Here is a 25559-nt window from a genome sequence, read left to right as displayed (position 1 = left end):
ACCCTGCACCGCTGCGCGGGCGCGCCGGTGGACGTGCTGGCCGCGGGCGTCGGCCCGGCGGCAGCCGCGGCGGGCGCCGGCGCCGCGCTGGCGGCCGGCCCGTACGGCCTGGTCGCCTCCGCCGGGATCGCCGGCGGCTTCGCCCCGCACGCGCCGGTCGGCGCGACCGTGCTGGCGTCGGCGGTCGTGGCCGCCGACCTCGGCGCCGAGACCCCCGAGGGCTTCGCCGACGTCACCGAGCTGGGCTTCGGCACCACCCGGCACACCCCTCCCCCGGCCGTCGTCGCCCTGGCCGAACGGGCCCTGGCGGACCGCGACGTCCGGGCCGTGACCGGCCCGGTGCTGACCGTCTCCACGGTGACCGGCAGCACCGAGCGGGCCGCCGCGCTGGCCGCCCGTCACCCGGGGGCCGCGGCCGAGGCGATGGAGGGCTTCGGCGTGGCCGAGGCCGCCGCCCGGTTCGGCGTGCCGGCCTTCGAGCTGCGCACCGTGTCCAACCCGGTGGGCCCGCGCGACCGGGCCGCCTGGCGGATCGGCGAGGCGCTGGCCGCCCTGGAGCGGGCCTTCGCCGCGCTTCCCGTCCGAGAACTGATCGAGGAGGCCGGCCGTGGCTGAACGGCTGAGCATCGCGTACTCGCCCTGCCCGAACGACACCTTCGTGTTCCACGCCTGGGCGCACGGCGCCGTCCCCGGGGCGGACGCCCCCGAGGTGACCTTCGCCGACATCGACATCACCAACGGCCTGGCCGAGCGCGGCGAGCTGGACGTGTTGAAGATCAGCTACGGCGCGCTGCCGTGGGTCCTGGAGGAGTACGCCCTGCTGCCCTGCGGCGGCGCGCTGGGGCGCGGCTGCGGGCCGCTGGTGCTCACCCTGCCGGGCGTGGCCTCGCCCGCGGACCTGGCCGGGCGCACCGTCGCGGTGCCCTCCGAGCGCTCCACCGCCTACCTGCTGTTCCGGCTCTGGGCGGCGAAGGCGGTGCCGGGCGGCTTCGGCGAGATCGTCGTCCTGCCGTTCCACGAGATCATGCCCGCCGTCCGGGACGGCCGGGTGGACGCCGGCCTGGTGATCCACGAGGCCCGCTTCACGTACCAGCAGTACGGCCTGCACAGCCTGGCCGACATGGGCGAGGCCTGGGAGGCGGAGACCGGCCTGCCGATCCCGCTGGGGGCGATCGTGGCCCGGCGCTCGCTGGGCGCCGAGCGGCTGCGCGAGCTCGCCGCGACGATCCGCGCGTCCGTCCGGCAGGCCTGGGCGGATCCGGCCGCCAGCCGGGAGTACGTGCTGGCGCACGCCCAGGAGATGGACCCGGCCGTGGCCGACCAGCACATCGGGCTGTACGTCAACGAGTTCACCGCCGACCTCGGCGAGGAGGGCTACCAGGCCGTCCGCGCGCTGCTCACCCGGGCCGCCGCGGAGGGGCTGGTGCCCCCGCTCGACCCGGGTGCGCTCGCGTTCTAGACCCCTCGGGGCCTCAGACGTCGAACTGGTCGGCCACCGCGCGCAGCAGACCGGCCAGCTTCTGGCCGGTCGGCTTGGCCGGGTAGCGGCCGCGCTGGAGGCCGGGCAGCACCGCGTCCAGGGTGGTGATCAGGTCCTGGACGATCGGCGCCATGTCGTCGGCGCTGCGGCGCTGGGCGGCGGCCACCGACGGCAGCGCGTCCAGCAGCTGCACGGCCATCGCCTGGTCCCCGCGGTGCCCGGCGACCACGCCGAACTCGACCCGCTGGCCCGGCTTCAGCACGGTGACACCGGCGGGCAGCGCCTTGGTGTGGACGAAGACGTCGTCACCGTCGTCGCGCGACAGGAAGCCGAAGCCCTTCGTCTCGTTGAACCACTTGACCTGGCCGGTGGGCATCTCGAACAGTCCTCGAATGGGTGTGAGGGATCCCGGCCCTGGCCGGGGATCACTGGGTGGTGTGGGGAGAAAGACGGCCGACCTCGACTCGGAGCCCGTGGGCGCTCACGGCCGGCGCGTTGTCAGGAGCAGACTAATGGTCCGTCACTGCCTCGTCAGCGGTCCGCGATCGCTCCGCGTTCCGAGGGCCGGAGGGGCCGACGGGCGCGCGGGGATCTCGCGGTCACGGACGACCCGGTACTGGCACGGCCGGGGCGCGGTTCTGCGCAGTCCATCGGCTCACACCCCCGGGTCTGAGGACACGGGACGCACCTGTAGCGCCCCTCGGCACCCCCTGCATACCCTCGCCCAGCAGGGATCAAAACGCATCGCTGCCGGGAAACTGCGCAACGTGACCGAGCCGCTCCGGTGGGCCGCCGCGGGGGCGGTTCTGCCAGACTGGGGCGCGGACCGGGCCCCGGACGGGCGGCCCGGCGCGGCTCGGAGGAGTGAGCGGACGTGAGCAGCCAGAGCGCCGAACCCGGCGACGTGTACGTCAAGGCCGGGACGGTGGTCTTCGGCGTCGGCGCGCTCGCCACCCTGGTCACCTTCGTCCCGCTGTTCCTGCACCTGACGCCGCTGCCGACGGCCATGTACTGGCTGAGCATGCTGATGCCGGCCGGTTTCCTGTCCGCGCTGACCGGGCTGTTCCTGAACGCCCGGGCCCAGCGCGCCCGGATCGCGCCCCAGGAGTCCTAGCCCCGGGAGTCCTGGCCCCGGGAGTCCTGGTTCGGGCCGAGGTGCCGGTCGAGCCACTCCGGGAAGCCGGTGAGGTCGGTGAGCACCACGTCCGCCCCGGCCTCGCGCAGCCGGTCGGCGTCGTACGGGCCGGTGGCCACGGCGACCGCGACGGCGTCCGCGTGCCGGGCGCCGACGATGTCGCCGAGGTGGTCGCCGACGTAGATGCTCGCGCCGTGCGCGCGCAGCGCCTCGCCCTTGGTCTCCGCCCAGAGGTCGCCGACCAGGACGTCCGCGTCCAGTCCGGCGTGCTCCAGGTGGAGGCGGGCGTTCGGCTCGTACTTGCCGGTGATCACGGCGATCCGGCCGCCGTGGGCGCGGACCGCCTCGACGGCGGCGTGGGCGCCGGGCAGCGGCACGGTCGGGGCGAAGGCGTGCTCGCGGTACAGCTCGCGGTAGCGGGCGACGGCCCGCTCGGCCTCCTCGGCCGGGAACCAGTTGCGGATCTCGTCCAGCAGCGGCGGGCCGAGCCGGGTGACCACCAGGTCGGCGTCGACGGGGACGCCGGTCTCGGCGGAGAGCGCCCGGTAGGTGGCGTGGATGCCGGGCCGGGTGTCCAGCAGCGTCATGTCCAGGTCGAAGCCGACGGTGAGCGGGGCGGGCGGGGTCGCGGGCATGCCGCCAGGCTACCCAACGGGCCCGGGCCGGGACGAGGCGATTTGCCCCGCCTCCGAGGCGGAACTTAGGTTTACCTGAGTTTTCCGCGGAGAGGGCTCATGACCGACACCACCGCACCGACCGGCACCACCACCGCACCGCCGGGCAGACGGCGGACTCCCCGTCACCGAATACTGTGGCTCGCCGCCGCACTGGCCGTGCTGGCCGTCGCGGTGCTGCTGAGCCTGGCGGTCGGCAGCCGCACGGTGCCGCTGTCGGCGACCGTCGACGCGCTGCTGCACGGCGGCGGCTCCGCCGACGCCGTGGTGATCCGCGAGCTGCGGGTGCCCCGGACGGTGGTCGGGCTGGCCGTGGGCGCCGCGCTCGGGCTGGCCGGCGCGGTGATGCAGGGCCTGACCCGCAATCCGATCGCCGACCCCGGCATCCTCGGGGTCTCGCAGGGCGCGGCGGCGGGCGTGGTGGTCGCCATCTCGGGCTTCGGGGTCTCCACCCTCACCGGGTACGTCTGGTTCGGCTTCGCGGGCGCCGTGATCGCCACCGTGCTGGTGTACGGCCTGGCCGGGCGCGGCCGGGGCGGGGCGACGCCGATCAAGCTGGCACTGGCCGGCTCGGCGATGTCCGCGTTCATCGCCTCCTTGAACACCCTGGTGCTGACCACCGACGCGGCCACCATGGACCAGTTCCGGTTCTGGCACGTCGGCTCGCTCTCCGGCCGGACGGCGGACGTGGCCTGGCAGCTGCTGCCGTTCCTGGCCGTCGGCACCGTGCTGGTGGTGGCGGTGGCGCGCGGGCTGGACGCGCTGGCACTCGGCGAGGACACCGCGAAGGGGCTGGGCGCGAAGACCGGCCTGGTCCGGGCGGTCGGCGCGCTGGGCGCCACCGTGCTGACCGGCTCGGCGGTCGCGGCGGCCGGCCCGATCGCCTTCATCGGCCTCGCCGTGCCGCACGCCGCCCGGGCGGTGGCCGGTGCCGACCACCGCTGGATCCTCGCCTTCTCGGCCGTCCTCGGCCCGGCCCTGCTGCTGCTCGCGGACACCCTCGGCCGGGTGCTGTTCCCGCCCTCGGAGGTCCCGGCGGGCGTGATGACGGCGCTGGTGGGGGTGCCGGTGCTGGTGGCCCTGGTGCGGCGGCGGAAGGTGGTGGCGGCGTGAGCGAGCGCAGCGAGGGAACCGTTGAGAGGCGCGCGTTGGGGCATGCCCCTGCCGAGCGCAGCGAGGTGGGCGCATGACGTCGGTTTCGCTCCGGGGCTACTCGGTGGTGCGGGCCGGGCGGGCCTCGTTCCTGCTGCACCGGCGGTCGGCGCTGGCCGCCGCCGGGCTGCTGGTCGTGCTGGCGGCGACGGTGGTGGCCTCGCTGTGCCTGGGTGAGTCGACCGTCTCGCCGGGCGAGGTGGTCAAGGTGGTGCTGGGGCAGCCGAGTCCGGACGAGCTGGTGGTCGGGGAGTTCCGGCTGCCGCGGGTGGTGGTGGGGCTGCTGGTCGGGGCGGCGCTCGGGCTGGCCGGGGCGCTGGTGCAGACGGTGGCCCGCAATCCGCTGGCCAGCCCGGACGTGGTGGGCGTGACCTGGGGCGCGACCGTCACCGTGGTCGGGCTGACGGCGTACGGGGTGGTCGGCTCGACCGGGCAGGCGCCGTACGCGGCGGTCGGCGGCGGGCTGGCGGCCGGGCTGCTGGTGTACGCGCTGGCCTGGCGGCGGGGGCTGCACGCCCAGCGCTTCGTGCTGATCGGGATCGGGATCAGCGTGGCGCTGTCCTCGCTGACCTCCGTCTTCCTGACCAAGGGCGACGGCTTCCAGGCGCAGGCCGCGAAGGTGTGGATGACGGGCAGCCTGAACGGCACCGGCTTCGACCAGGCCGGGTGGCTGGCCTGGGTGCTGCTGGCGGCCCTGCCGGTGGCGCTGTGGGCGGCGCGGGCGCAGCGGTCGATCTCCTTCGACGACGCGACGGCCGTGGGCCTCGGGCTGCGGCTGGACCGGATCCGGCTGGGCATGGCGCTGCTGGGCATCGTGCTGGCCTCCTGCGCGGCGGGCGCCGCCGGGCCGGTGGACTTCGTGGCGCTGATGGCCCCGCAGATCGCGCTGCGGCTGGCCCGCTCGGCGCAGGTGCCGCTGCTGTGCTCGGCGCTGACCGGGGCGCTGGTGGTGGTCCTGGCGGACCTGATCGCCCGGCGGCTGCTCGCCCCGACCGAGCTGCCGGTGGGCGTGGTGACCGGCATGGTCGGCGCGCCGTACCTGATGTGGCTGTTGATCCGATCCCGCCGTGGAGGTTCCCGATGACCGCGAGCACGCACCGTACGACGGCGGGCCCGCACCGCCTGGAGGCCCGGGGCCTCACCCTGGCCTACGAGGCGCGCACGGTCGTCGAGGGCCTGGACGTCGGCATCCCGGACGGGCGGGTGACGGTGATCGTCGGCCCGAACGCCTGCGGCAAGTCGACGCTGCTGCGGGCGCTGGGCCGGCTGTTGAAGCCGGTGCGCGGCGCGGTGCTGCTCGACGGCGAGGAGCTGGCCCGGATCCCGACCAAGCGGATCGCCCAGCGGCTCGGCCTGCTGCCGCAGTCGCCGACCGCGCCGGAGGGCATCTCGGTGGCGGACCTGGTCTCGCGCGGCCGCCAGCCGCACCAGAGCTGGTGGCAGCAGTGGTCGGCGGAGGACGAGGCGGCCGTCGCCGAGGCGCTGGAGCGCACCTCGACGGCGGAGCTGGCCGAGCGCAGCATGGACGAGCTGTCGGGCGGGCAGCGCCAGCGGGCCTGGATCGCGATGGCGCTCGCCCAGGGCACCGACGTGCTGCTGCTGGACGAGCCGACCACCTACCTGGACATCGCGCACCAGGTGGAGGTGCTGGACCTGGTGCGCCGGCTGAACGTCGAGCGCGGCCGGACGGTCGTCGCCGTGCTGCACGACCTCAACCAGGCGGCCCGGTACGCGGACCACCTGGTGGCGATGCGGGACGGCCGGGTGGTCGCCGAGGGCCCCCCGGGCGAGGTGGTGACGGCGGAGCTGGTGCGCGAGGTGTTCGGGCTGGACTCGGTGGTGGTGCCCGACCCGGTGACGGGCACTCCGCTGGTCGTGCCGGGGGCGCCGTGGACGGTGGCGGCGGAAACCGCCGGTGCCGTGGACGCTTAACGACCTTTTAGCCACCATTTCGGACATAATCGACGGGCCCACCGCAGCCTCACCGCCCGAGGACCCGCCGATGCCCCGGATCTCCCGCCGTACGTTCCTCGCCGGGCTCGGCGGACTCGGCGGGGCCGCCGCGCTCACGGCGTGCAGCGGCTCCGGGGGCTCGCAGCCGCCGGCCGCGGACTTCGAGGCGAGCGGCACGCCCTCCCCCACCCCGCCGCCCCCGGTGACGGTGAACGCCGCGACCGGGCCGGTGCAGGTGCCGGGCGAGCCGCTGCGGGTGGTCGTGCTGGACACCGACGTGCTCGACTCCGTGCTGACCCTGGGCATCACCCCGGTCGGGGCCGCGCTCCCGGCCGCCGACACCGGCTTCCCCGCCTACTGGCCGGCCTCCCGCACGGCGGGCGTCCGGCTGGTCGGCCCGGCCGGCGCGCCCGACCTCGCCGCCCTCCGGGCGCTGCGGCCGGACCTGATCCTCTCCAACCAGACCCGCGACGGCGACCGGTACGAGCAGCTGCGGGCGATCGCCCCGACCGTGCTCACCCAGACCACCGGGGCGCCCTGGAAGGCGAACTTCCAGCTGCACGCCCAGGCGTTGAGCCGGGTGGCGGCCGGGGCGGCCTTCGTCGCCTCGTACCAGAAGCACGCCGGGCAGGTGGCGGGGGCGCTGGCGGCGGCGAAGCTGTCCGGGCGCAAGGTGAGCCTGGTGCGGTTCACGGAGGGCGGCGGGATCCGGCTGTTCGGGCGGCAGAGCTTCCCCGGCAGCGTGCTGGCCGACGCCGAGGTGGGGCGGCCGGACGCGCAGAACGTCGACCAGTCCGACTTCGAGATCCCGCTCGACCAGATCGGCAGGGCGGACGGCGACCTGCTGCTGTACGCGACCTACGGCGATCCGGAGAAGGCCGGCGAGGAGGCGGCGCTGGCGAGCCCGGGGTGGCAGGGCCTCGGGGCGGTCAAGGCGCACCGGGCGTTCCCGGTGGACGACCAGCTGTGGTTCCAGGGGATCGGGTACACCGGGGCGAACTTCGTACTGGACGAGCTTCAGCGCTTCCTCGGGGCGTAGCCGGGGCTGGGGCCGGGGTTGGGGCCGGGGCTGGGGCCGGGCCGCGGGCGGGCCTCGTCAGCCCACTGACGATTAGTCGACATCGTCGGGTTGTGCAGCCGACCGTCGCTTCCGCCACAATGGCGCCGCCCATGCACACCGTTTCGTCCGGGGGACACCACCATGTCAACTGCGGTAGCTCCGACCGCTCCTGCCCGCAAGGGCAAGGCCGCCGCGCTCGGCTGGCTGATCAGCATCGCCTTCAACGTGGTCGCGCCGATCATGATCTACAACCAGCTGCACGACCACGGCTACAACGAGTCCACCGCCATCCTGCTCTCCGGCCTCGGCCCGGTGCTCGACACGGTGATCTACCTCGCCTGGCACCGCCGGATCGACGAGTTCGCCGTCGTCTCGCTGGTCTTCGTCGCCCTGACGCTGGTGGTCTCGCTGGTCGGCCCGACCGACCCGAAGATGCTGCTGGCCAAGGACTCCTTCGTCTCGGGCCTGCTCGGCGTGCTCTACCTCGCCTCGCTGGCCGCGCCCAAGCCGATCATGTTCTACTTCGGCCGCAAGTTCGCCACCGACGGCACCCCGGAGATGGTCTCCTGGTGGAACTCGATGTGGCAGTACCCGGGCTTCCGGCTGGTGCAGCGCAACCTGACCGTCGTCTGGGGCACCGCGTTCATCCTGGAGGCCGCGCTGCGGATCGTGTTCGTCTACACGCTCTCGCACGGCACGGTGGTCACCATCAACAGCGTCCTTCCGTTCGCGGTGCTCGGCGGGCTGATCTACTTCACCATCACCTACGCCAAGCGGGCCGGCGCCCGTGGCCGGGCCGCCGCCGAGGCGGCCGCGGCGGCGACGGCGGCCGCCTGAGTCGCCTGATGTTCAGCCCGAACCCGCGTAGCGGGCCGGGGAGGTGCCGACCGCCGCGGTGAAGTCCCGGGTGAGATGGGCCTGGTCGGCGTAGCCGAGTTCGACGGCGAGCGCCGCCAGGTCCAACGCCCCTTCCGCCGCGGCCCGTTCGGCGGCCTCGTGGAGCCGGGCGCGGCGCAGCACCCACTTCGGGGAGGCGCCGATGTACTCGGCGAACAGCCGCTGGAGACGGCGGACGCTCAGGCCCAGCTCGCGGGCCAGGTCGTCCACCCGGCGCAGGTCCGGGGAGCCGGTGATCCGCTCCACCATCGCGGCGACCTCCTCGGCCACCGGGTCGGGCGCGGGCAGGCGCGGCAGCAGGAAGGCGTCGGCCCGCGCGGCGCCCGGCCCGTCCAGGACCAGGGCGTTGGCCTCGTCCGCCCCCGGCCCGAAGTAGTCGGCGGCGGGGACGGACCGGTCGGCGAGGGCGCTCACCGCGTGCCCCGCGAAGGGCCGGAAGGCGCCGGGCCGGAACTTCACGCCCAGCACGTGCCCGGTGCCTTCGAGGCGGCGGACGAAGAGCGAGCGGTCCACCCCGTAGACGCGGGCCCGCGGGGCCTCGAAGACCAGGTGGACGTTCGGGTGGGCGAGCACCTTCTGCTCGTACGGCGGCCGGCCGGCCAGGTCCCAGCGGACCACCCAGTAGAACTCCACGAAGCGCGCCACGGCGGGCGCGGGGGCGAGCCGTTCGACGCTGATCAGCTCGGCGGCCCGGGCCGGGTGGAGCACGCCGCGCCCGAGGTCGGGAGGGTCGGGGGCAACCATGGGGCCAGGCTAGTCGTCGCGTTTCTTCAAGACCGGGCGGCGCCCCCCGGCGCACGATCGGGGCATGAACGCCCACCCCCTGCACCCCTTCCTGGCCCGTGCCGCCGCCGTCGCCTCCGAGGTCGCCGCCGGCGTCCCGGCCGGGGCCTCGATGGACGCGCCGACGCCCTGCGGGGAGTTCGACACCCGGACGCTGATCAACCACTGGGTGCTGTACACCTCGCACGGCCTGGAGCACCGGGCCCGGCGCCTCGAACTGCCCGCGGCACTGGTCGAGCGGGACTTCACGGCGGATCCGGACTGGCGCGCCGGGTACGCGGCCCAGCTGGAGCGGGCGGTGGCGGCCTGGGCCGACCCGGCGGCCTGGGAGGGGGACGTCGACCTCGGCGGCTCGCCGTTCCCGGCGGTGGGGATCGCCCGGATGCTGGTCCTGGAGCTGCTGCTGCACGGCTGGGACGTGGCGCGGGCCGTCGGCGGCGCGATCGAGGTGGACGAGGAACTGGCCCTGCTGGTGGGCGGGATCGTCGCGGAGAACGCCGAACTGTTCCGGCAGTACGGCGGGTTCGCGGAGCCGGTGGCAGTGCCCGAGGACGCCTCGGCGTGGGAGCGCGCGTTGGCGGCCTCGGGGCGTGACCCGCGGTGGAAGGGCTGACCGGCGGTGGAAAGGCCGGCCGGCGCTGCACGGGCTGACCGGCGATGGAAGGGGCCGGCCGGCCCGTTCAGCTCATGAGGTCGGGGGCGAAGTAGTCCCGGAGGCGGGCGATCCTGCCGTCCCGGACGCGGACGATCTGCACCAGGGAGACGGCCCTGTCCTCCTCGCCCTCGTCCCCGTCGAAGACTGTGTCGATCTCGGCGATGAACACGTCCGGGTCGGCGGTGGTGTGCAGCACGTACGCGGACTTCTCGACGTTCGGCGGGCGGTCGGCCTTCGCCTCGCTCCGTGCGTAGTACGCGGCCATGACGGTGCGGATCTCCTCGCGACCCACCAGCCGCCGGGGGAAGGCGGCGCCGGCGGGCATCAGCGGTGCCTCCAGGATGCCGTCCTCGGTGAAGCACTCGGCGAGGGCGTCGGCGTTGCGGGTCATCGCACCGGCGTAGACGTAGCTCTGGAAGATCTCCTGCGGCGTGCGGGACACGACGGCCTCCTCGGGCTCGGGCTCGGAGTTCCACTCCATCACATCGCTTGTCAGGAGTGGCAGTTCAGTCGGTCCGCATCGCCGCCGTGAGCTTGCCGTGGAGGAGGCGCACGGCCGGGGAGTGCTGGTCGCGGCGGGCGACCAGGCCGAGGCGGGCGTTCGTGGCGGCGTCCGTCAGCGGGACGGCCCGCAGGCCGGCGCCCTCCACGGCGGAGGCGCTGAGCACGGCCACCCCGGCGCCGCGCTCGGCCAGGCGGAGCACCGCCGCCGGGGAGCTGGCCTCGATGTCCACGCGCGGGTCGAGGCCGAGCTGGGCGCAGGAGCGGTCGTAGGCGGCACGGAGCCCGGTGCCCGGGGAGAGGCAGAGGATCTTCTCGCCGCGCAGGTCGGCGAGGGTCAGCCCCGGACGGTCGAGGGGGTGGCCGACGGGAACGACGGCGGCGATCGGGTCGTCGACCACCACCCCGACCTCCAGGCCGGGGGCCACCTCGCCCGCGTAGCCGATCAGGGCCAGGTCGAGGGCGCCCGCCAGGACCCGGGACTGGAGCAGGTCGGAGTGCCCCTCGTGGAGGCTCAGCTCGATACCGGGGTGGGTGCGGCCGAGGTCGGCCACGGTGTCCAGGAACGGCGGGATCGAGCAGCCCATGATCATGCCGAGCCGGACCCGGCCGCGTACGGCGTCGGCGAACTCGGCGGCGGTGTGCTGGATGGCGTCCAGGGTGGCCAGCGCGTTCTTGGCGAGCGGGAGGATGGCCTCGCCGACCGGGGTGAGGTGGACCCGGCGGCCGCTGCGGTCGAGCAGGGTCTGACCCAACTCCTTCTCCAGCTTGGCCACTTGGGTGCTCACTCCGGACTGGCTGACGTGCAGGCGGGCGGCGGCGGCCGTGAAGGAACCCTCGTCGACGACGGCGGCGAAGTAGCGCAGCTGGTGCATCTCCATAACTGATGATGATAACTGGCATCGGATCTATCTGTTGGACGGATGGATGAGGTGGCGGAAGGATGGAGGCATGACGACGACGAAGAACGCGCGAGAGCTGGCCGAGACCTACTTCACCGCCTGGGAGGCAGGCGACTTCGACACCCTCCGGGGCCTGCTGGCCGAGGACGTCGACTTCGTGGGCCCGCTCGGCAAGGCGGCCGGGATCGACCAGGCGCTGGGCGGGCTGCGGGGGCTCGGTCAGGCGCTGGAGAAGATCGACGTGAAGGTGCGGGTGGCGGAGGGCGACGAGGTCATCACCTGGTTCGAGCTGAACACCAGCATCGCGCCGCCGGCACCGACGGCGAACTGGATGCACGTGGAGGACGGGAAGATCGCGCGGATCCGGGTCACCTTCGACCCGCGCGAACTGATCGCGGGGTTCGAGAAGAAGGCCTGAGCAGGGCGGGCAGAACAGCAGGGGGCCGTGATCGCCGGGGGCGGTGGCGGCCCTCTTCGGCTGTTCGCGCTCAGGCCTCCTCGTCGGGCTCCGGCGGAGCCGCCCGGAGGGCGGTGACGACGCCCAGGGCGACCGTGGCGATCGCGAGGGCGAGGAGCGTCGCGAAGGCGGCGGCGATCAGGAACCGCACGGGGTGTTCCGCTCGCGGTCTCGGTCTCGGTCGCGGTCGGCGTCGAGGAGGAGGGTGAGGAGGTTCAGCAGGGTCGACGCCGGGGCCGTGTTGAAGCAGACCAGGACGCGGCCGTCGAGGGTGCGGTCGGTGGCGACCGAGGGGAAGATCAGGCCGAACTTGCGCCCGCGCTCGTCGAGTTCGGCGAGGAGCGTACGGATGTGGGCGTCCGTGAAAGCGCGGATCCGGGGATCGGTCGGCTGCATGGGGTGGCGGCTCACTGGCCACCGTCCAGCTCGAACCAGACGACCTTGCCGTGCTCGCGGGGGTCGACGCCCCAGCGGGTGGTGAGGCCCTCGACCAGCTGGAGCCCGCGCCCGGACTCGGCGAGGACGGAGGGGGCGTGGAGGTCGGGGAAGAGCGGACTCTCGTCGGAGACGGAGACCCGGAGGGTGTTGCGGGTCATCGCGAGGATCTGGACGACGGGGGCGGGGGTCTTGCCGTGGTGCCAGGCGTTCACGAGGAGTTCGTGGAGGCAGAGTTCGGCCTCGAAGATGGTGGTGGCGGGCCAGCCGAGGCGGACCATGGCGTCCTGGAGGGACTGGCGGCCAAGGGCGAGCGAGGGCGTGTTGAGGTGACGCATGGGAGTTCTCCCGGGCGTGGTTGAGAGGGGGAATCCGGCGGACACACGTCGCCGTGAGCCAGGCCAGGCAGATGGGCATGGCTGCTCTGCGGCGCTTGCTGGCAAGCGTTACTGACGATCCGTCGGATCGAAGTGAGAACGACGATAGCGCACACAGTCTTTCGCTTAAGACCTTCGCGCAAAACTTCCCTCTAACGTGGGGCAGACTGGTCGCAGCACCCGCAGAGAGGACGCCATGGCCCTTCGACCGAACCCAACCCTGCGCCAACGGCGAGTGGGAACTGAGCTGCGAAGGATGCGGGAGCAGGCCGGCCTCGGCGGCAACCAGCTGGCACGCGAACTCGGCATCCACGCCGCCCAGGTCACCCAGATGGAGACCGGGAAGAGCGGCATCAGCGTCGAGCGGCTGCGCACCATAGCCGCGGCATGCCTCTGCGGCAACCAGCCACTGATCGATGCCTTGGCCGACATGGTCTCGGAGCGCGGGAAGGGCTGGTGGGAGAAGTATCGCGGGACGCTTTCCACGGACTTTCTGGAGATCGCCGAGCTTGAGGCGAACGCGCACAGCATCTCGACCTGGGCCACGACGTACGTCCCGGGCCTGCAGCAGACCGAGGACTACGCGGCTGCGATGTTCTCACGCTTCACTCCTTCGCCTCCCAGCCACGACCTCGACGTACGGACGTCCTTCCGCATGCAGCGGAAGGAGGCTGTTCGACATGGCAAAACACCGTACGCGTCGTTCATCCATGAAGCAGCGCTGCGAATGCAGTTCGGAGGACCCCGGGTCCTCGCCGATCAGCTGAATCATCTCGTCGACGACTCGCTGACTGGTCGAATCTCCGTCCGCGTAGTGCCCTTCGACCTCGACACCTTCCCCGGCGGCGGCGAGAACATCATGTTCATCGAGGGCCCCGTACCCGAACTCGCCACACTCCAGATGGATACTGCAATGGGCAGCATGTACTTCGACGCCCAGCCGAGCCTGACGCGCCATCGAGATGTGTTCGCACGCCTAAACTCCGTTGCGCTCTCCGAGCCCAAGTCGCGGGAGTTCATTCGATCCATCGAGTATGAGATGCGAGGCAAGTATGCGTGACTCCATGTGGCAGAAGTCCAGTTACAGCGGGGCTTCGAACGAGTGCGTGGAGGTCCGTATAGCCAACGGGGCCGTCGAACTGCGCGAGTCTGACGACGGCCACCTCGCCCTCCGCACCACACCGGCCGCCCTCGCCGCCCTCCTCCAGGGCATCAAGGCCGGGGAGTTCGACCACCACGCCTAACCTCCCAGCCCGTCGCGCGGCCAACGCGCGACGGGCCGACCGAGCTTGCGGAGAGCGGATGCATGACTCGATGTGGCAGAAGTCCAGCTACTCCGGCGCGAACAACGCGTGCGTCGAGGTCCGGATGAACGAGCTCGACCTCTCGGAGGCCAGAATGCATCAATGGCAGAAGGCGAGCTACAGCGCCGCGAACAACGAGTGCGTGGAGGTGCGTGCGGCCGACAGGTCCGTCGAACTGCGCGAGTCCGACGACGGCCACCTCGTCCTCCGCACCACACCGGCCGCCCTCGCCGCGCTCCTTCAGGGCATCAAGGCCGGCGAGTTCGACCACCACGCCTAACCCTCAGCCCTGCTGTGCGACGACCTGCCCGGAGAGCGCATCCACGAAGGCCAGCCGCCCGCCCGGCTGTTCGAGCTCGAAGGTGCCCCGGTCCGTGCCGACGCTCAGCACGGCGCCGCCCGACGAGGTGGTCAGCACCTTCACCTCCGCCCCGAACAACCGCTTCGCGTCCTCCGTCACCGTCACGATGTCCTCCGTCTCCGACCGGACGAAGCCCGCAGGATTCCGGTAGACCGGAACGGCGACATACAGCGCCAGCCCCACGGCCACCGACCCCACCACGCCCAGCACCACCCCGTTCCGGACGTCCCGCACCGGCTCCGGCAGCCCCCGTCGCCGCACCAGCACCCAAGCGACCCCGAGCAGCACCCCCAGCACCGCACCCGCCGAGTTGTCGACGAAGTCCGCCGCGTCACACGCCCGCCCCGTCCCGAGCAGGGTCTGGCTCAGCTCGGTCACCGCGGACAGCACCCCGCAGCCCGCCAGCACCGTCACCGGCCGCCGGAACACCAGCACCCCGAGCCATGCCACCGGCACGTACAGCCCGACGTTCAGCACCCCCTGCTCGGACAGCGCCTCCCCCCACGCCTCCGGCCCGATCGAACAGCTGGGCCGCGACGACGCTCCCCCGGTCGTCGGAGTGAGGGTCACCGCCAGTTCCCCCGCCAGGCACACCCCCAGCAGCCCGGCCGGCACCACCGGCGCCCCCTTCCGACGGGCCAGCCACACGGCGACGGAACAGAACAACAACGCCACCACCCCGAACACGGGCAGCAGGGCGGGAACGGCGGACAGACTCGCTTCGATCATCGGCTCTTCCGGCAGCACTTCTCTCGGACAACGCAGCGGGCCGGTGGACGCCCCCGAGCGCCCACCGACCTGCTCACTCACTCACCGGACGCCCCTCAGCAGGGGTGCTCCGGCGGGGTCAGGAAGGTGCCCTGGCCCGTGACCTCCATGCCGCCGACCGCGCTGCAGTTCGCGGGCAGCGCGGCGCCGCCCCAGCCGTAACTCTTGGTCTCGCCGGCCTTCTGCTCGAACGCCCCCTGGTCCCAGTGCTTGTTGCCGCCCTCCTCGTAGAAGAACCGGGCGTTGATCTTGCCGCCCTTGTCCTTCTTGTACGAGATCCCGGCGTTCATCGAGTAGTAGCTGCCGCCCGCCTGGCTACCTCTCTGCGCCCAGAAGCTCAGCACCCCGCTGCTGAGCTTCGTGTCCGCGAAGGCGGAGACCGTCCCGGCCGCGACGGGCGCGGCGCTGTCGTCGATCTCGACCGAGACCTGTCTCAGGGGCGGGGTCGGGTCGGCCGGAACGGCCTGGGCGGTGGTGGCGCCCGCGACCGGGGCGACCAGCAGGGATGCCGCGAGGGCTGCCAGGCGTATCAACGTCATGATGCTCCATCGGAATTGTGAACCAGAGGGTGTGCGAACCGACTCTAGGGTCGCGGTTCGACGGTTCGTGAGCTCATCTGAGGAACATTTGATCTAGTCACGTCGAGAGGCACTCCCCGGCCCCCGAAGCACTCCCGGAGGCACCTCCGAAGGTGCCCCCGGGAGTGCTTCGGGGGCACCGAAAACAGGAAGTCGACCAGGCCGACTTCCTGCGATGCTGAACGTCATGAAGATCGCTGCCGCCCAACTGACCTGCGCCCCCGCCGACATCCCCGCCAACGTCCGGCAACTCGTCGCCCTCGCCGAGCAGGCCCGCGCCCAGGGCGCCGAACTGATCGTCTTCCCCGAACTCTCCCTCACCGGCTACGAACTCGAAGCCCTCGCCGCCGACCCCACCCTCTGGGTCACCCCGGACGACCCCCGCCTCGCCCCGCTCCGGGCCACCGGCATCGCCGTCGTCCTCAACTGCGCCGTCCCCACCGACGGACCCCGACCCGCCATCGGCACCTACGTCTACGGGCCCGACGGCACACTGATCACCACCTACCTCAAGCAGCACCTCTACGAGAACGAACAGGGCACCTTCACCGCGGGCGACCAGGACGGCCGCTTCCAACTCGGCGGCCTCCGCTTCGCCCTCGCCACCTGCTTCGACAACCACTTCCCCGACCTCACCGGCCGGGGCGGCACCGACGGCTGCGACGTCCACCTCGCCAGCTCCCTCTACGGCACCGGCGGCGGCATCCACGAACGCGCCACCGTCTACCCGGGCATCGCCCGGCAGACCGGCATGCACGTCGTCCTCGCCAACCACGTCGGCCCCTCCGGCCCCTGGACCGGCTGCGGCGGCGCCGCCCTCTGGTCCCCCGACGGCACCCCCCTCGCCGAGGCCGACGACCACACGCCGACGGTCGCCGTCGCCGACATCCCGTAGCGGAGACGGCCCCCGCCGGGCTCACCGTCTCGCCGGACGGCCAGGCGGTGTGGCTGGACGACCCCGGCCATCCGGTGGGGGCCGCCTGACCTCACTCGAAGAGGCGGCGGAGAATCGTTGCCTCTTGCGGCCTCCGGGTGAACGGGGCGGTGGAAGGCCCGCGGAACGGTGATGGAGCCTCGCGACGCATCGGTCGTACGGGAGGTCCTCGTGAAACGCAGTCGTGTCATCGCCGTGTCGGTCCTGGCGGCGCTCGCCGTCGGCTCCGACATCGCCTTCGCGGAGCAGGCCGGCCCCGCCCGGATCGCCGACGAGCCGCTCCTGCTCCACGCGGTGGGGAACTACCTCACCCTCCAGCCGGGAGAGGAGGCCACGGTGCTGAGCAGGCAGTGCCCGGCCGGTGAGATGGCCATCAGCGGCGGCGTCCAGTCGAGTGCCGGCCCCGGCGACTTCACCATGACCGTCAGCACGCCTTGGTGGAACCACGGCCCCCGGGGGTGGATGGCCGGCGGGCGGAACAACAGCTCGCAGCCGTTCGACCTGTACGTGTACGGCTTCTGCACCGCGGCCACCATGCCGGACACCCTCACCGCGGGCGGGGACGGCCTGCCGCCCCAGCTTCCGCCCGGCCCCGGTGCCCTCCCGGGCCGGAACGGCCGGGAGTAACCCACGGCGCAGGAAGTCGGCCCCGCCGACTTCCTGCGCATCCCCGCCGTACCGGCCCCGGCGGCCCCGGCGGCCCCTCAACTCCCGGAACGGATCGGCTCCCCGGTCCGGTGCAGGTGGGTGAGGATCTCCCGGTACGAGCGGAGCAGGCCGACCTCGTAGTACGGGATGTCCTTCTCGGCGCAGAACTCCCGGGTGATCCGGGCGGCCCGCCCGAGCGCGGGGGTCGGCATGCTGGGGAACAGGTGGTGCTCCACCTGGTAGTTGAGGCCGCCCATCAGCGCGTCGAGGATCGGGCCGCCGCGGACGTTGCGCGAGGTGAGCACCTGGCGGCGCAGGAAGTCGAGCCGCATCCCGGGCGTCACCATCAGCATGCCCTTGTGGTTCGGCGCGAAGACGCAGCCCAGGTAGACGCCGAACAGCGCCTGGTGCACGGCGACGAAGGCCACGGCCTTGCCGAACGGCAACGCGCCGAAGACCAGGCCGAAGTAGGCCGCGAAGTGGACGACCAGCAGGACGCCCTCCAGCACCGGCCGCTTCACCGCGGGGCCGCGCAGCGCCCGGAAGCTGTTGAAGCTGAGGTTGAGGCCCTCCAGCAGGAGCAGCGGGAAGAACAGGTACGCCTGCCGGCGGCCGATGAAGCGGGCCAGTCCGCTCGCCTGCCGGGCCTGCCGCTGGGACCAGACGACGAGGTCGGGCGAGACGTCCGGGTCGCGCTCCTCGTGGTTGGGGTTGGCGTGGTGGCGGGTGTGCTTGTTCATCCACCAGCCGTAGCTCATGCCCATCAGCAGGTTGGCGGCGATCCGGCCGCCGATCTCGCTGGGCGCCCGCCGGGTGAACACCTGGCGGTGCGCCAGGTCGTGCGAGAGCAGGGCGACCTGGGCGAAGACCACGGCCATCACGGCGGCCAGGAGGAGCTGCCACCAGGTGTCGCCGATCGCGTACAGGGCGCACCAGCCGTCGACGAACGCGAAGAGCACCAGCCCGATGCGGGCCGCGTAGTAGCCGGGACGGCGGTCCAGCAGGCCCTCGGCGGCGATCCGGCGGCTCAGCTGGGCGAAGTCGCTGCCGCCGCCCTCCGGCTGCGGGGCGGCGGCCGCCGGAGCCGGCGCGGCCTTGGTCATCGTCACGGGCTGTGTGGGCATGCCCCGAGTCTGGTGCGCCGGACACGGCCGCAGAACGGGGAAAGCACCCTTCCCGTACGGGTGTTAACCCCCGCAGCCGGAGGGGTGGCAGCAGGCCGGAGCGGCACCGAGGGCAGCGGGGACGCTAACCGCGCGGCGCCAGGAACAGCTCGTCCAGGTGGTGGGTGAGGACGGCCAGCGCCTGCTCGCCGGTGCGCTGGCCGCCGAGGACGCTCGCCCCCAGCCCGTTGACCATCGCCAGCAGCCCGGCGGCGGCCATCCCGACGTCCCGCCCGGGTGCGATCGTTCCGGCCGCCTGGGCGGCGCGCAACTGCTTGACCAGGAAGCCCTCCAGGACGACGGGCGGCTGCGCGGCCCGCTGCTCCAGCACCTCGGGGTCGCCCAGCACCAGCGTGTAGTACGCCGCGTACGTCCGGGTGATCCGGCGGCTCTCGGCGTCGGTCGGCAGGATGCAGGAGAGGATCGCGGTCACCACCTCGCGCGGGGCGCGGGCCTCGCCGATCCAGCGCTCCATCCGGGCCTGGAGCTGGGTGCCGAGCCGGGCCAGGGCGTCCAGCAGCAGGCCCTGCTTGGTCGTGAAGTAGTACTGGACGAGCCGGAGCGAGACGCCGGCCTCGGTCGCGACCGCCCGCATGCTGGCCGACTGGAGGCCCTCGGTGTCGGCGATGCGCAGCAGGGCCTCGGCGATCTGCCGTCGGCGTTCCTCATGGTCGACCTTCTCGGCCACGGTTCGGCCTCCCTTGTCCCGGTGCACATTGGTACACACGTATCATGCATGTGATACACATGTACCATGCGAATCAGCGAGTTCACGAACGGCAAGGCCGAAGCCCGCTTCCGCACCGCCTACGAGCACGCCCTGACCCGCCTCTGGCCCGGGCAGCGCACCGCGACGACCGTGCCCACCGCCTTCGGCGCCACCCGCGTCCTGCGCGCCGGCCCCGCCCACGGACAGCCGGTCGTCCTGCTCCCCGGCTCCGGCGGCAACGCGCTGATGTGGCACGCGTACGTCGAACGCCTCGCCCAGCGGCACCCCGTCATCGCCGTGGACACCGTCGGCGAACCGGGCGCCAGCGTGCAGACCACCCCGATCAGGGACGGCCACGACGCCGCCGACTGGCTGGAGGACCTCCTCGCCGCGCTCGACGTCCCCACCGCCCACCTGGTCGGCTGCTCCTACGGCGGCTGGATCGCCCTCCACCACCAGCTCCGCCACCCCGGCCGGACCGCCACCCTCACCCTGGTCGACCCGGCCGGCCTGGCCGACGTCGGCCGCCGCTTCTACACCTGGGTGATCCTCGGCGGCCTCGCCGCCCTGGCCCCGCGCGCGCTCCGCCCCCGCCTGGCCCGGGCGGTCGGCAACAGCGCCATCCTGGAGGCCGAGTTGATGACCCTGATGCGCGCCTCGACCGGCTTCCGCCGCCGCCTGCCGCTGGCCACCACCCTCGACGACGCCGAACTGGCCCGCCTCGACGTGCCCGCGCTCTTCCTGCTCGGCGAGCGCAGCGCCCTGCACGACACCCGGGCCGTCGCCGAGCGGCTGCACCGGCTCGCCCCGGCCGCCCGGGTCCGGATCGTGCCCGGCGCCGGGCACTCGCTGACCACGGACGACCCGGCGGCAGTCCTCGACGGGATCCTCACCATGGCCGCCTCGCAGGTCAGTTGACCGCCCTGGCGCCCTCGTACGCCCCGTCCGCCCCGTCGTCGTCCTCGTCCTCGGCCGGCCCGGGCGCGAGGACCATCGGCCAGTCGTCCTCGGAGGCCAGCAGCACCTCCAGGGGCACGTCGGCCGCCCCGGTGAACACGGCGGTGGCCTCGGAGAGCCGGGCCGGCAGGCCCGGGACGGTCACCTCGGCGGTGAGGACCACGGCGGCCTCCGGATCGAGGGCCGAACGGAGCGGGAAGTCGAACGGGTCGACGCGCACCTGCACCAGGGCGTACGGGTAGACGGCGATCGACACCGTCAACCGGTCGCCGTCCCGGCTCTGCTCGGCCCAACCGTCCGTCGCCAGCAGGAAGAAGGCCCGGTCGCCCTCGTAGCAGTACGAGCCGAGCCGGTCCAGCGCCCGTTCGCCCGGGGTGCCGTCGGGGTCGACGACCAGGACGGCGACGTGCGCCTCCCGGTCGCTCGGGTCGAGGTCGGAACGGACGTACAGACGGGCCACCGGGCACCTCCGGGTCGCGGAACGGGATCGGGCCCGTCACCGTACCCCGCAAGGGAGTTGGGCGACGGGCCCGGGGGCCGCGCTACCGTCAGGCCGCCGCCCGGTCCGCCGCCCCGCGCCGCGCCACCACCTGCCGCCGGACCGCCCAGACCGCCCCGGCGAGCACGAAGCCGTAGACCGACACCAGCCCGTGGCCGTTCTCCTGGGCGAACCACATCGCCAGGCCGAGCACCGGGACGCCGGCGGCCAGGGCGAGCTCCTTGGGGAGCCGGGTGCGGGTGAGGAAGGCGAGGGCCAGGGTGGCGCCGAGGAAGTAGGTGGCGCCGGAGCTGCCCGCGAAGTTGCGGGGGTCGGTGCTGGGGCCGCCGCCGATGCCGAGCAGGGTGTCGATCCGGCCGGGCAGCAGGATGCCGGCCAGGAAGAAGCCGAGGGTGAGCGTGCCGCCCCAGTACCACTGGGCGAGCGCGGCGACGGCGGCGAGGGTGACGAGGTTCCACAGGCCGCCGAAGAGGCCGCCGTTCTGCATGAACACCGAGGTGTACTCGCGCCACCAGCCGGACCGGGCCGGGTCCGCGTCCAGCGCGTCCATGGCGCCGGACCACACCAGCTGGAGCAGCACCCCGCCGACGGCGACGGCGGTCAGGGCGATCGCCGCCCACGGGAGCGGCCGTCCGCGCAGGGTGTCACGGCCGACCACGCCGAGCCCGCAGTTGACCATCATGACCATCAGCGCAGCCGTGGTCACGTTGAAGACGATGGCGTCCATGACTGGCCCTCCCCCCGGTTCGGACGTTTTCCAACGCCGTTCGAAAACCTGATGGGGACAAAGCTAGCACAGTTTTCGAACAGTGTTGGAAAACGAGGTACGGTGGACCGCATGAAGCTCACCAAGGAGCGCATCGTCGATGCCGGCATGGCCGTGTTCGCCGAGGTCGGCTACCAGAACCTGTCCATGCGCCAGGTCGCCGAACGCCTCGACGCCCACGCCGGCAGCCTCTACTACCACGTGCGCGGCAAGGACGAACTGCTCGCCCTGATGGCCGACCGGATCAGCCGCCGCGCCTACGACGCGGGCACCGCCGCCCTTGCCGCCCTCCCGCCCGACGCCCGCTGGCAGGACCGCGTCGAGGCCCAGGCCACCACCCTGCGCCACGAGATCAAACAGCACGCCGGCGGCGCCCAACTCCTCGCCGAGAGCCCCGGCGTGCTCAGCACCGGCGGCCTCTCCCTGATGGAACGCCTGCTGCGCACCCTCCTCGACGCCGGCCTGCCCGCCGAGCACTGCGGCACCGCCGCCGACACCCTGCTCAGCCACGTCACCGGCTTCGTGCTCCAGGAGCAGAACCAGCCCGCCGCCCCGCCGACCGTCACCGCCGAGCTCTACGCCGACCTGTGCGAACGGTTCCCGCTGGTCATGGGCGACCTGATCCCGCGCATCGGCCAGGACGAGAAGTACGTCCGCAGCATCCGCCTGCTCTGCACGGGCTTCACGGCGCTCTGCTGAACCGCCGGGCCGCCCCCGGGCCCGGGGGCGGGGGCGGGCACGGGCACGGGCACGGGGACGGGGACGGCCCGAGGGCTCAGCCCTGCTGCTGCGGCGGCCGGCGGCGCATGCTCAGCAGCAACAGCACCACCGCCGTCAGCACCGCCGCGGTGCGCAACACGCCCGGAGCCATCGACCAGCTGAACTGCCCCAGCGGGGAACCGGTCTGCACCCCGCCACCGCCACCGCCCGCCCCCTGCTTGGCCGTTCGCATCGCGAACAGCGCGGTCGCGCTCATCGTCACCAGCGGGATCCCCAGGATCACGAACTTACGCGTCAGATCGGAGAGTTGACGGGACAGGTAGCCGAGCCCCCAGCCCGCCAGCATGGCCGGGAAGAACCCGGACACCGCACCGCCGACCAACAGCCCGCAGGACAGCAGGATCAGCGGGGACGGCCTGCGGGCCCCCTGGGCCGCGGCGGCCTTCGCGGCCTTCGCCTGCGTGGCCTTGGCCTGTGCCTTCCGCTGCCGCTTCGACAGGCGCACCGGCCGCCCACCGGCCTGTCCGGCCGGTCCCCCGGCCTGCGCCGCGTCCTGCGCCGCCTCCTCCGCGCGCTGCTCGGGGATCGGCTTCGGCACCGGCCGCGGCGCGTCCGAGAAGTCGAGCATCGTCATCGTCCACGGGCTCGAACTCTGCACCGTCGGCGGCGGGATCGACTCCGCACCGGCCTCGGGCGAGGAGACGCCCGGCAGGTCCAGCGACACGTTCGGGATGGCGCCCGTCCCGGTGTACCCGGACACGACCGAGGGCCCGTACACACTGTCCTCCGCCGCCGGCCCCTCGGACGCACCGGCCGGCGGAGCAGCCGGGGGAGGCGTCGACGGCGCGGCGGGCGTCGACGGCACGGCCGCACCCGACGACCCCGACCGCTCGCTCCACGGCCCGCTCTTGCGCCACCACTCGCCGTCCGTCATCACCGACACCCCGCCTCGCCCACGCCGTCCGCCGAACAGCGGCGACCGCCCACCGAACCGCCCTCGGCGGTGACGCTACCCACCGTGCCCCGCCGACGCGAGTCCCGCCACGAACCCGCCGCGCACACCGCCGCGCACGCCGCCGCCCCCGAGCGCACCGACCCCGGCCGGCCACCCGGCCCAACCCCGGCCCGACCCCGGCCCGCCGCAGGAGCACACCCCACCGTCGGCGCGCCCGACTAACCTAGGTCGAATGACCACACAGCAGGGCCCTCAACGCCAGAGCAGGACGCCCGCCGGCCCCCGCACCCTCGCCGAGGAACTGCGCGCCCGCCCGGACGACGCGCTCGCCGCCCTGCTCCGGTCCCGCCCCGACCTGCTGAACCCCGTCCCCGGCGACCTCACCCAGCTCTCCGCCCGGCTGTCCTCGCGCGCCTCGGCGCTGCGCGCCCTGGAGCGGCTCGACCGGTTCACCCTCCAGGTCGCCGAGGCCCTGGCGACCGCCCCGGACGGCACCTCCCTGGCCACCGTCCGCACCCTGCTGACCGGCCCGGCCAAGGTCAAGCCGCACCCGGGCGCTACCCCGCTCACCCCGGCCGACCGCGCCGCCGTCGCCGCCGCGCTCCCCCGCGCCGTCGCCGTCCTGCGCGACCGGGCGCTGCTCTGGGGCCCCGACAACGGCCTGCGGCTGGTGCTCGCCGTCCGCGAGGCGCTCGCCCCGACCGCCGCCAACCCCGGCCGCACCGGCCTCGGCCCGACCCTCGCCGACGCCACCACCGGCATGTCCCCGGCCCGGCTGCAACAACTGCTCGCCTCCGCCGGGCAGCCCGCCACCCCGGACCCGGTCACCGCGGTCGCGGCCCTGGCCGCCCTGCTCACCGACCGCGCCCGCTGCACCGCCCTGCTGGACACCGCCCCCGAGCCGGCCCTGCGGCTGCTGGACCGGCTGGTCTGGGGACCGCCCACCGGCACCGTCCCGGACGCCACCCGCCCGGTCACCGCCGAGGACGCGCAGAGCCCGGTCGAATGGCTGCTGGCCCGCGGCCTGCTGCTGCCCACCAGCCCGGGCAGCGTGGTGCTGCCCCGCGAACTGGCCCTGCACCTGCGCGGCGGCCGCACCCACCGCACCGTCGAACCGCTCCAGCCCGAGCCCGCGCCCGCCGCGCCCCCGCGCGATCCACAGACCGTGGACAACGCCGCCGCCGGCCAGGCGCACACCGCCGTCAAGACCGTCGAGGAACTCCTCGACACCTGGGGCCTCACCCCGCCGCCCACCCTGCGGGCCGGCGGCCTCGGCGTACGCGACCTCAAGCGCGCCGCCCAGACCCTGGAAGCCACCGAGCAGCAGGCCGCCTTCTGGCTCGAACTCGCCTACACCGCCGGGCTGCTGGCCCCCGACGGCGAGGCCGACGAATGCTGGGCGCCGACCCCGGCCTACGACGGCTGGCTGCAACTGGACACCGCCGAACGCTGGTCCGTCCTGGCCGCCGCCTGGCTCACCGCCACCCGCGTCCCCGCCCTCACCGGCACCCAGGACGGCAAGGGCAAGCCGCGCGCCGCCCTCGGCCCCGAACTCGACCGCACCCTCGCCCCGTCCGTACGCCGGGCCGCCCTCGCCCTGCTCGCCGAACTCCCGCCCGGCACCCCGGCCACCGCCGCGGAACTGCTGCCCACCCTGCGCTGGCAGCGCCCGCTGCGCGGCGGCCCCACCGGCCCGGACGGCCACGAGCTGCGCGACGACCTCACCACCTGGACCCTCGCCGAGGCCGAACTGCTCGGCATCACCGGCCGCGGCGCCCTCGGCGCCCCCGCCCGCGCCCTGCTCACCGCCGAGTCCGACCCGGCCGAGGTGCTCGCCCCGCTGCTCCCGCGGCCGCTGGACCACGTGATCCTCCAGCCGGACCTCACCGCGATCGCCCCCGGCCCGCTGCTCACCCCGCTCGCCCAGGCGCTCGCGCTCTGCGCCGACATCGAGTCCAAGGGCGGCGCCACCGTCTACCGCTTCACCCCGACCTCCGTACGCCGCGCCCTCGACGCCGGCCGCACCGCCGCCGACCTCCAGGCCTTCCTGGCCCAGCACAGCCGTACGCCCGTCCCCCAGCCGCTCGCCTACCTGATCGACGACGTCGCCCGGCGGCACGGCATCCTGCGGGTCGGCGCGGCCTCCTCGTACCTGCGCTGCGACGACCCGGCCCTGTTGAACGAGGTGCTCGCCGACCGCCGCGCCGCCGACCTGCGGCTGCGCCTGCTCGCCCCCACCGTGCTCGCCGCCCAGGCCGCCCCGGACGTCCTGCTCGCCGCCCTGCGCACCATGGGCTACGCCCCGGCCGCCGAATCCGCCGAGGGCGACGTCCTGATCACCCGGCCGGACAGCCACCGCACCCCGCCCCGCAGCGCCCCCACGCCCGTCCCCGACGGGCCGCCGACCCCCGACGACACCCTGCTCGCCGCCGCGATCAAGGCCGTCCGGGCCGGCGACCGCGCCGCCACCGCAAGCCGCCGCGAGCCGACCCCCGACCCGCGCCAACTCCCCCGCACCGCCGCCGCCGAGACCCTCGCCACCCTCCAGACCGCCGTCCTGCTCGGCGAGCGGATGTGGATCGGCTACCTCAACGCCGAGGGCATCGCCAGCCAGCGGATCATCGACCCGGTGAAGGTCGAGGGCGGCTTCGTCACCGCCTTCGACCACCACGCCGACGAACTCCGCACCTTCGCCCTGCACCGGATCACCGGCGTCGCGGAACTGGACGAGTAGCG

The 25559-nt window shown here is 73.7% G+C and carries 32 protein-coding genes; 18 read left to right on the top strand and 14 right to left on the bottom strand.

The window, feature by feature from the left end:
- Positions 1–3: 3 nt before the first annotated feature.
- Together ACFXOZ_RS30465 and ACFXOZ_RS30460 are read left to right on the top strand one after the other, a co-directional pair.
- A complete protein-coding gene (locus ACFXOZ_RS30465; protein ID WP_380593381.1) occupies positions 4–615 on the top strand; it encodes a futalosine hydrolase in 612 nt (203 codons plus the stop codon).
- Positions 608–1459 carry a menaquinone biosynthesis family protein gene (locus ACFXOZ_RS30460; RefSeq protein ID WP_380593380.1) on the top strand — a complete coding sequence of 284 codons (852 nt, stop codon included), beginning with the start codon at positions 608–610 and terminating at the stop codon, positions 1457–1459. Before ACFXOZ_RS30465 ends, ACFXOZ_RS30460 begins: the two co-directional genes overlap by 8 nt.
- Positions 1460–1472: 13 nt before the next feature.
- Here the strand turns inward: ACFXOZ_RS30460 and ACFXOZ_RS30455 are convergent, their stop codons facing one another.
- Complete coding sequence (locus tag ACFXOZ_RS30455) at positions 1473–1856, bottom strand: cold-shock protein (protein ID WP_350504961.1); 384 nt, start codon at positions 1854–1856, stop codon at positions 1473–1475.
- A gap of 498 nt (positions 1857–2354) precedes the next feature.
- Here ACFXOZ_RS30455 and ACFXOZ_RS30450 point away from each other — a divergent pair, with 498 nt between their 5' ends.
- Positions 2355–2594 (top strand): hypothetical protein, encoded by a 240-nt coding sequence (locus ACFXOZ_RS30450; RefSeq protein WP_380399235.1) that lies wholly within the window; start codon positions 2355–2357, stop codon positions 2592–2594.
- On the opposite strand, the gene ACFXOZ_RS30445 is transcribed toward ACFXOZ_RS30450, so the two are convergent.
- A complete protein-coding gene (locus ACFXOZ_RS30445; protein ID WP_380593379.1) occupies positions 2591–3250 on the bottom strand; it encodes an HAD family hydrolase in 660 nt (219 codons plus the stop codon). The two genes, ACFXOZ_RS30450 and ACFXOZ_RS30445, sit on opposite strands and share 4 nt — an antisense overlap.
- A 99-nt stretch (positions 3251–3349) precedes the next feature.
- Here ACFXOZ_RS30445 and ACFXOZ_RS30440 point away from each other — a divergent pair, with 99 nt between their 5' ends.
- From ACFXOZ_RS30440 to ACFXOZ_RS30420, 5 genes are all read left to right on the top strand, one after another.
- Positions 3350–4402 (top strand): FecCD family ABC transporter permease, encoded by a 1053-nt coding sequence (locus ACFXOZ_RS30440; RefSeq protein ID WP_375888596.1) that lies wholly within the window; start codon positions 3350–3352, stop codon positions 4400–4402.
- 73 nt (positions 4403–4475) lie between these two features.
- The gene (locus ACFXOZ_RS30435) at positions 4476–5525 is read left to right on the top strand and encodes a FecCD family ABC transporter permease (RefSeq protein ID WP_380593378.1); all 1050 of its coding nucleotides are present in this window, start codon (positions 4476–4478) and stop codon (positions 5523–5525) included.
- Positions 5522–6373, top strand: coding sequence for an ABC transporter ATP-binding protein (locus ACFXOZ_RS30430; protein ID WP_375888600.1), 852 nt, complete (start codon positions 5522–5524; stop codon positions 6371–6373). The genes ACFXOZ_RS30435 and ACFXOZ_RS30430 overlap by 4 nt, the downstream gene beginning before the upstream one ends.
- Positions 6374–6443: 70 nt before the next feature.
- Positions 6444–7433 (top strand): ABC transporter substrate-binding protein, encoded by a 990-nt coding sequence (locus ACFXOZ_RS30425; RefSeq protein ID WP_380526282.1) that lies wholly within the window; start codon positions 6444–6446, stop codon positions 7431–7433.
- 162 nt (positions 7434–7595) lie between these two features.
- The gene (locus ACFXOZ_RS30420; protein ID WP_375888604.1) at positions 7596–8291 is read left to right on the top strand and encodes a VC0807 family protein; all 696 of its coding nucleotides are present in this window, start codon (positions 7596–7598) and stop codon (positions 8289–8291) included.
- A gap of 12 nt (positions 8292–8303) precedes the next feature.
- Here ACFXOZ_RS30420 and ACFXOZ_RS30415 read toward each other — a convergent pair whose 3' ends face one another.
- Positions 8304–9095 (bottom strand): DUF6597 domain-containing transcriptional factor, encoded by a 792-nt coding sequence (locus tag ACFXOZ_RS30415; RefSeq protein ID WP_380526285.1) that lies wholly within the window; start codon positions 9093–9095, stop codon positions 8304–8306.
- 64 nt (positions 9096–9159) lie between these two features.
- On the opposite strand from ACFXOZ_RS30415, the gene ACFXOZ_RS30410 reads away from it, so the two are divergent.
- Positions 9160–9747 carry a TIGR03086 family metal-binding protein gene (locus ACFXOZ_RS30410; RefSeq protein ID WP_375888610.1) on the top strand — a complete coding sequence of 196 codons (588 nt, stop codon included), beginning with the start codon at positions 9160–9162 and terminating at the stop codon, positions 9745–9747.
- Positions 9748–9814: 67 nt separating this feature from the next.
- Here the strand turns inward: ACFXOZ_RS30410 and ACFXOZ_RS30405 are convergent, their stop codons facing one another.
- Positions 9815–10270, bottom strand: a complete 456-nt coding sequence (locus tag ACFXOZ_RS30405; RefSeq protein WP_380593377.1) for a nuclear transport factor 2 family protein — start codon at positions 10268–10270, stop codon at positions 9815–9817.
- Between the two features lie 25 nt (positions 10271–10295).
- A complete protein-coding gene (locus ACFXOZ_RS30400; RefSeq protein ID WP_380593376.1) occupies positions 10296–11171 on the bottom strand; it encodes a LysR family transcriptional regulator in 876 nt (291 codons plus the stop codon).
- 70 nt (positions 11172–11241) lie between these two features.
- Between ACFXOZ_RS30400 and ACFXOZ_RS30395 the strand changes: the two genes are divergently transcribed.
- Positions 11242–11610 carry a nuclear transport factor 2 family protein gene (locus tag ACFXOZ_RS30395; protein WP_380593375.1) on the top strand — a complete coding sequence of 123 codons (369 nt, stop codon included), beginning with the start codon at positions 11242–11244 and terminating at the stop codon, positions 11608–11610.
- Between the two features lie 177 nt (positions 11611–11787).
- Here ACFXOZ_RS30395 and ACFXOZ_RS30390 read toward each other — a convergent pair whose 3' ends face one another.
- Together ACFXOZ_RS30390 and ACFXOZ_RS30385 are read right to left on the bottom strand one after the other, a co-directional pair.
- Positions 11788–12045, bottom strand: coding sequence for a hypothetical protein (locus ACFXOZ_RS30390; protein WP_380526292.1), 258 nt, complete (start codon positions 12043–12045; stop codon positions 11788–11790).
- A gap of 11 nt (positions 12046–12056) precedes the next feature.
- The gene (locus tag ACFXOZ_RS30385) at positions 12057–12422 is read right to left on the bottom strand and encodes an ATP-binding protein (RefSeq protein WP_380526294.1); all 366 of its coding nucleotides are present in this window, start codon (positions 12420–12422) and stop codon (positions 12057–12059) included.
- Positions 12423–12657: 235 nt separating this feature from the next.
- Here ACFXOZ_RS30385 and ACFXOZ_RS30380 point away from each other — a divergent pair, with 235 nt between their 5' ends.
- Genes ACFXOZ_RS30380 through ACFXOZ_RS30370 form a run of 3 tightly spaced genes read left to right on the top strand, consistent with a single transcriptional unit; the run spans position 12658 to position 14045 of the window.
- Positions 12658–13521 (top strand): helix-turn-helix domain-containing protein, encoded by an 864-nt coding sequence (locus tag ACFXOZ_RS30380; RefSeq protein ID WP_380593374.1) that lies wholly within the window; start codon positions 12658–12660, stop codon positions 13519–13521.
- A complete protein-coding gene (locus ACFXOZ_RS30375; protein ID WP_380593373.1) occupies positions 13496–13705 on the top strand; it encodes a DUF397 domain-containing protein in 210 nt (69 codons plus the stop codon). Before ACFXOZ_RS30380 ends, ACFXOZ_RS30375 begins: the two co-directional genes overlap by 26 nt.
- A 58-nt stretch (positions 13706–13763) precedes the next feature.
- A complete protein-coding gene (locus tag ACFXOZ_RS30370) occupies positions 13764–14045 on the top strand; it encodes a DUF397 domain-containing protein (protein ID WP_380593372.1) in 282 nt (93 codons plus the stop codon).
- A gap of 3 nt (positions 14046–14048) precedes the next feature.
- Here the strand turns inward: ACFXOZ_RS30370 and ACFXOZ_RS30365 are convergent, their stop codons facing one another.
- Both ACFXOZ_RS30365 and ACFXOZ_RS30360 read right to left on the bottom strand, forming a co-directional pair.
- Positions 14049–14855, bottom strand: coding sequence for a VanZ family protein (locus tag ACFXOZ_RS30365; RefSeq protein WP_380593371.1), 807 nt, complete (start codon positions 14853–14855; stop codon positions 14049–14051).
- 95 nt (positions 14856–14950) lie between these two features.
- Complete coding sequence (locus ACFXOZ_RS30360) at positions 14951–15433, bottom strand: hypothetical protein (protein WP_380593370.1); 483 nt, start codon at positions 15431–15433, stop codon at positions 14951–14953.
- A gap of 226 nt (positions 15434–15659) precedes the next feature.
- Here ACFXOZ_RS30360 and ACFXOZ_RS30355 point away from each other — a divergent pair, with 226 nt between their 5' ends.
- Positions 15660–16367 carry a carbon-nitrogen hydrolase family protein gene (locus tag ACFXOZ_RS30355; RefSeq protein ID WP_380593369.1) on the top strand — a complete coding sequence of 236 codons (708 nt, stop codon included), beginning with the start codon at positions 15660–15662 and terminating at the stop codon, positions 16365–16367.
- A 210-nt stretch (positions 16368–16577) separates the two neighbouring features.
- Complete coding sequence (locus ACFXOZ_RS30350; RefSeq protein ID WP_380593368.1) at positions 16578–17033, top strand: hypothetical protein; 456 nt, start codon at positions 16578–16580, stop codon at positions 17031–17033.
- 77 nt (positions 17034–17110) lie between these two features.
- Here ACFXOZ_RS30350 and ACFXOZ_RS30345 read toward each other — a convergent pair whose 3' ends face one another.
- On the bottom strand, positions 17111–18178 hold the full coding sequence (locus tag ACFXOZ_RS30345) for a fatty acid desaturase family protein (RefSeq protein WP_380526309.1): 1068 nt from the start codon (positions 18176–18178) through the stop codon (positions 17111–17113).
- A 124-nt stretch (positions 18179–18302) separates the two neighbouring features.
- Positions 18303–18905 (bottom strand): TetR/AcrR family transcriptional regulator, encoded by a 603-nt coding sequence (locus ACFXOZ_RS30340; RefSeq protein ID WP_375888650.1) that lies wholly within the window; start codon positions 18903–18905, stop codon positions 18303–18305.
- Positions 18906–18971: 66 nt separating this feature from the next.
- Between ACFXOZ_RS30340 and ACFXOZ_RS30335 the strand changes: the two genes are divergently transcribed.
- The gene (locus ACFXOZ_RS30335; protein WP_380526313.1) at positions 18972–19844 is read left to right on the top strand and encodes an alpha/beta fold hydrolase; all 873 of its coding nucleotides are present in this window, start codon (positions 18972–18974) and stop codon (positions 19842–19844) included.
- Here the strand turns inward: ACFXOZ_RS30335 and ACFXOZ_RS30330 are convergent.
- Positions 19837–20343, bottom strand: coding sequence for a hypothetical protein (locus ACFXOZ_RS30330; RefSeq protein WP_380526315.1), 507 nt, complete (start codon positions 20341–20343; stop codon positions 19837–19839). The two genes, ACFXOZ_RS30335 and ACFXOZ_RS30330, sit on opposite strands and share 8 nt — an antisense overlap.
- 88 nt (positions 20344–20431) lie before the next feature.
- Positions 20432–21109, bottom strand: a complete 678-nt coding sequence (locus ACFXOZ_RS30325; RefSeq protein ID WP_375888656.1) for a hypothetical protein — start codon at positions 21107–21109, stop codon at positions 20432–20434.
- A 111-nt stretch (positions 21110–21220) separates the two neighbouring features.
- On the opposite strand from ACFXOZ_RS30325, the gene ACFXOZ_RS30320 reads away from it, so the two are divergent.
- Entirely contained in the window at positions 21221–21847 is a 627-nt protein-coding gene (locus tag ACFXOZ_RS30320) for a TetR/AcrR family transcriptional regulator (protein ID WP_375888658.1), read from the top strand.
- 76 nt (positions 21848–21923) lie between these two features.
- Here ACFXOZ_RS30320 and ACFXOZ_RS30315 read toward each other — a convergent pair whose 3' ends face one another.
- A complete protein-coding gene (locus tag ACFXOZ_RS30315; RefSeq protein ID WP_380593367.1) occupies positions 21924–22628 on the bottom strand; it encodes a hypothetical protein in 705 nt (234 codons plus the stop codon).
- 427 nt (positions 22629–23055) lie between these two features.
- On the opposite strand from ACFXOZ_RS30315, the gene ACFXOZ_RS30310 reads away from it, so the two are divergent.
- Positions 23056–25557, top strand: a complete 2502-nt coding sequence (locus ACFXOZ_RS30310; RefSeq protein WP_380593366.1) for a helicase C-terminal domain-containing protein — start codon at positions 23056–23058, stop codon at positions 25555–25557.
- Positions 25558–25559: the final 2 nt, after the last annotated feature.

The sequence above is a fragment of the Kitasatospora sp. NPDC059160 genome (genome assembly GCF_042755465.1).
Lineage (GTDB): Bacteria > Actinomycetota > Actinomycetes > Streptomycetales > Streptomycetaceae > Kitasatospora.
This window is presented reverse-complemented; position numbering and strand designations above follow the sequence as displayed.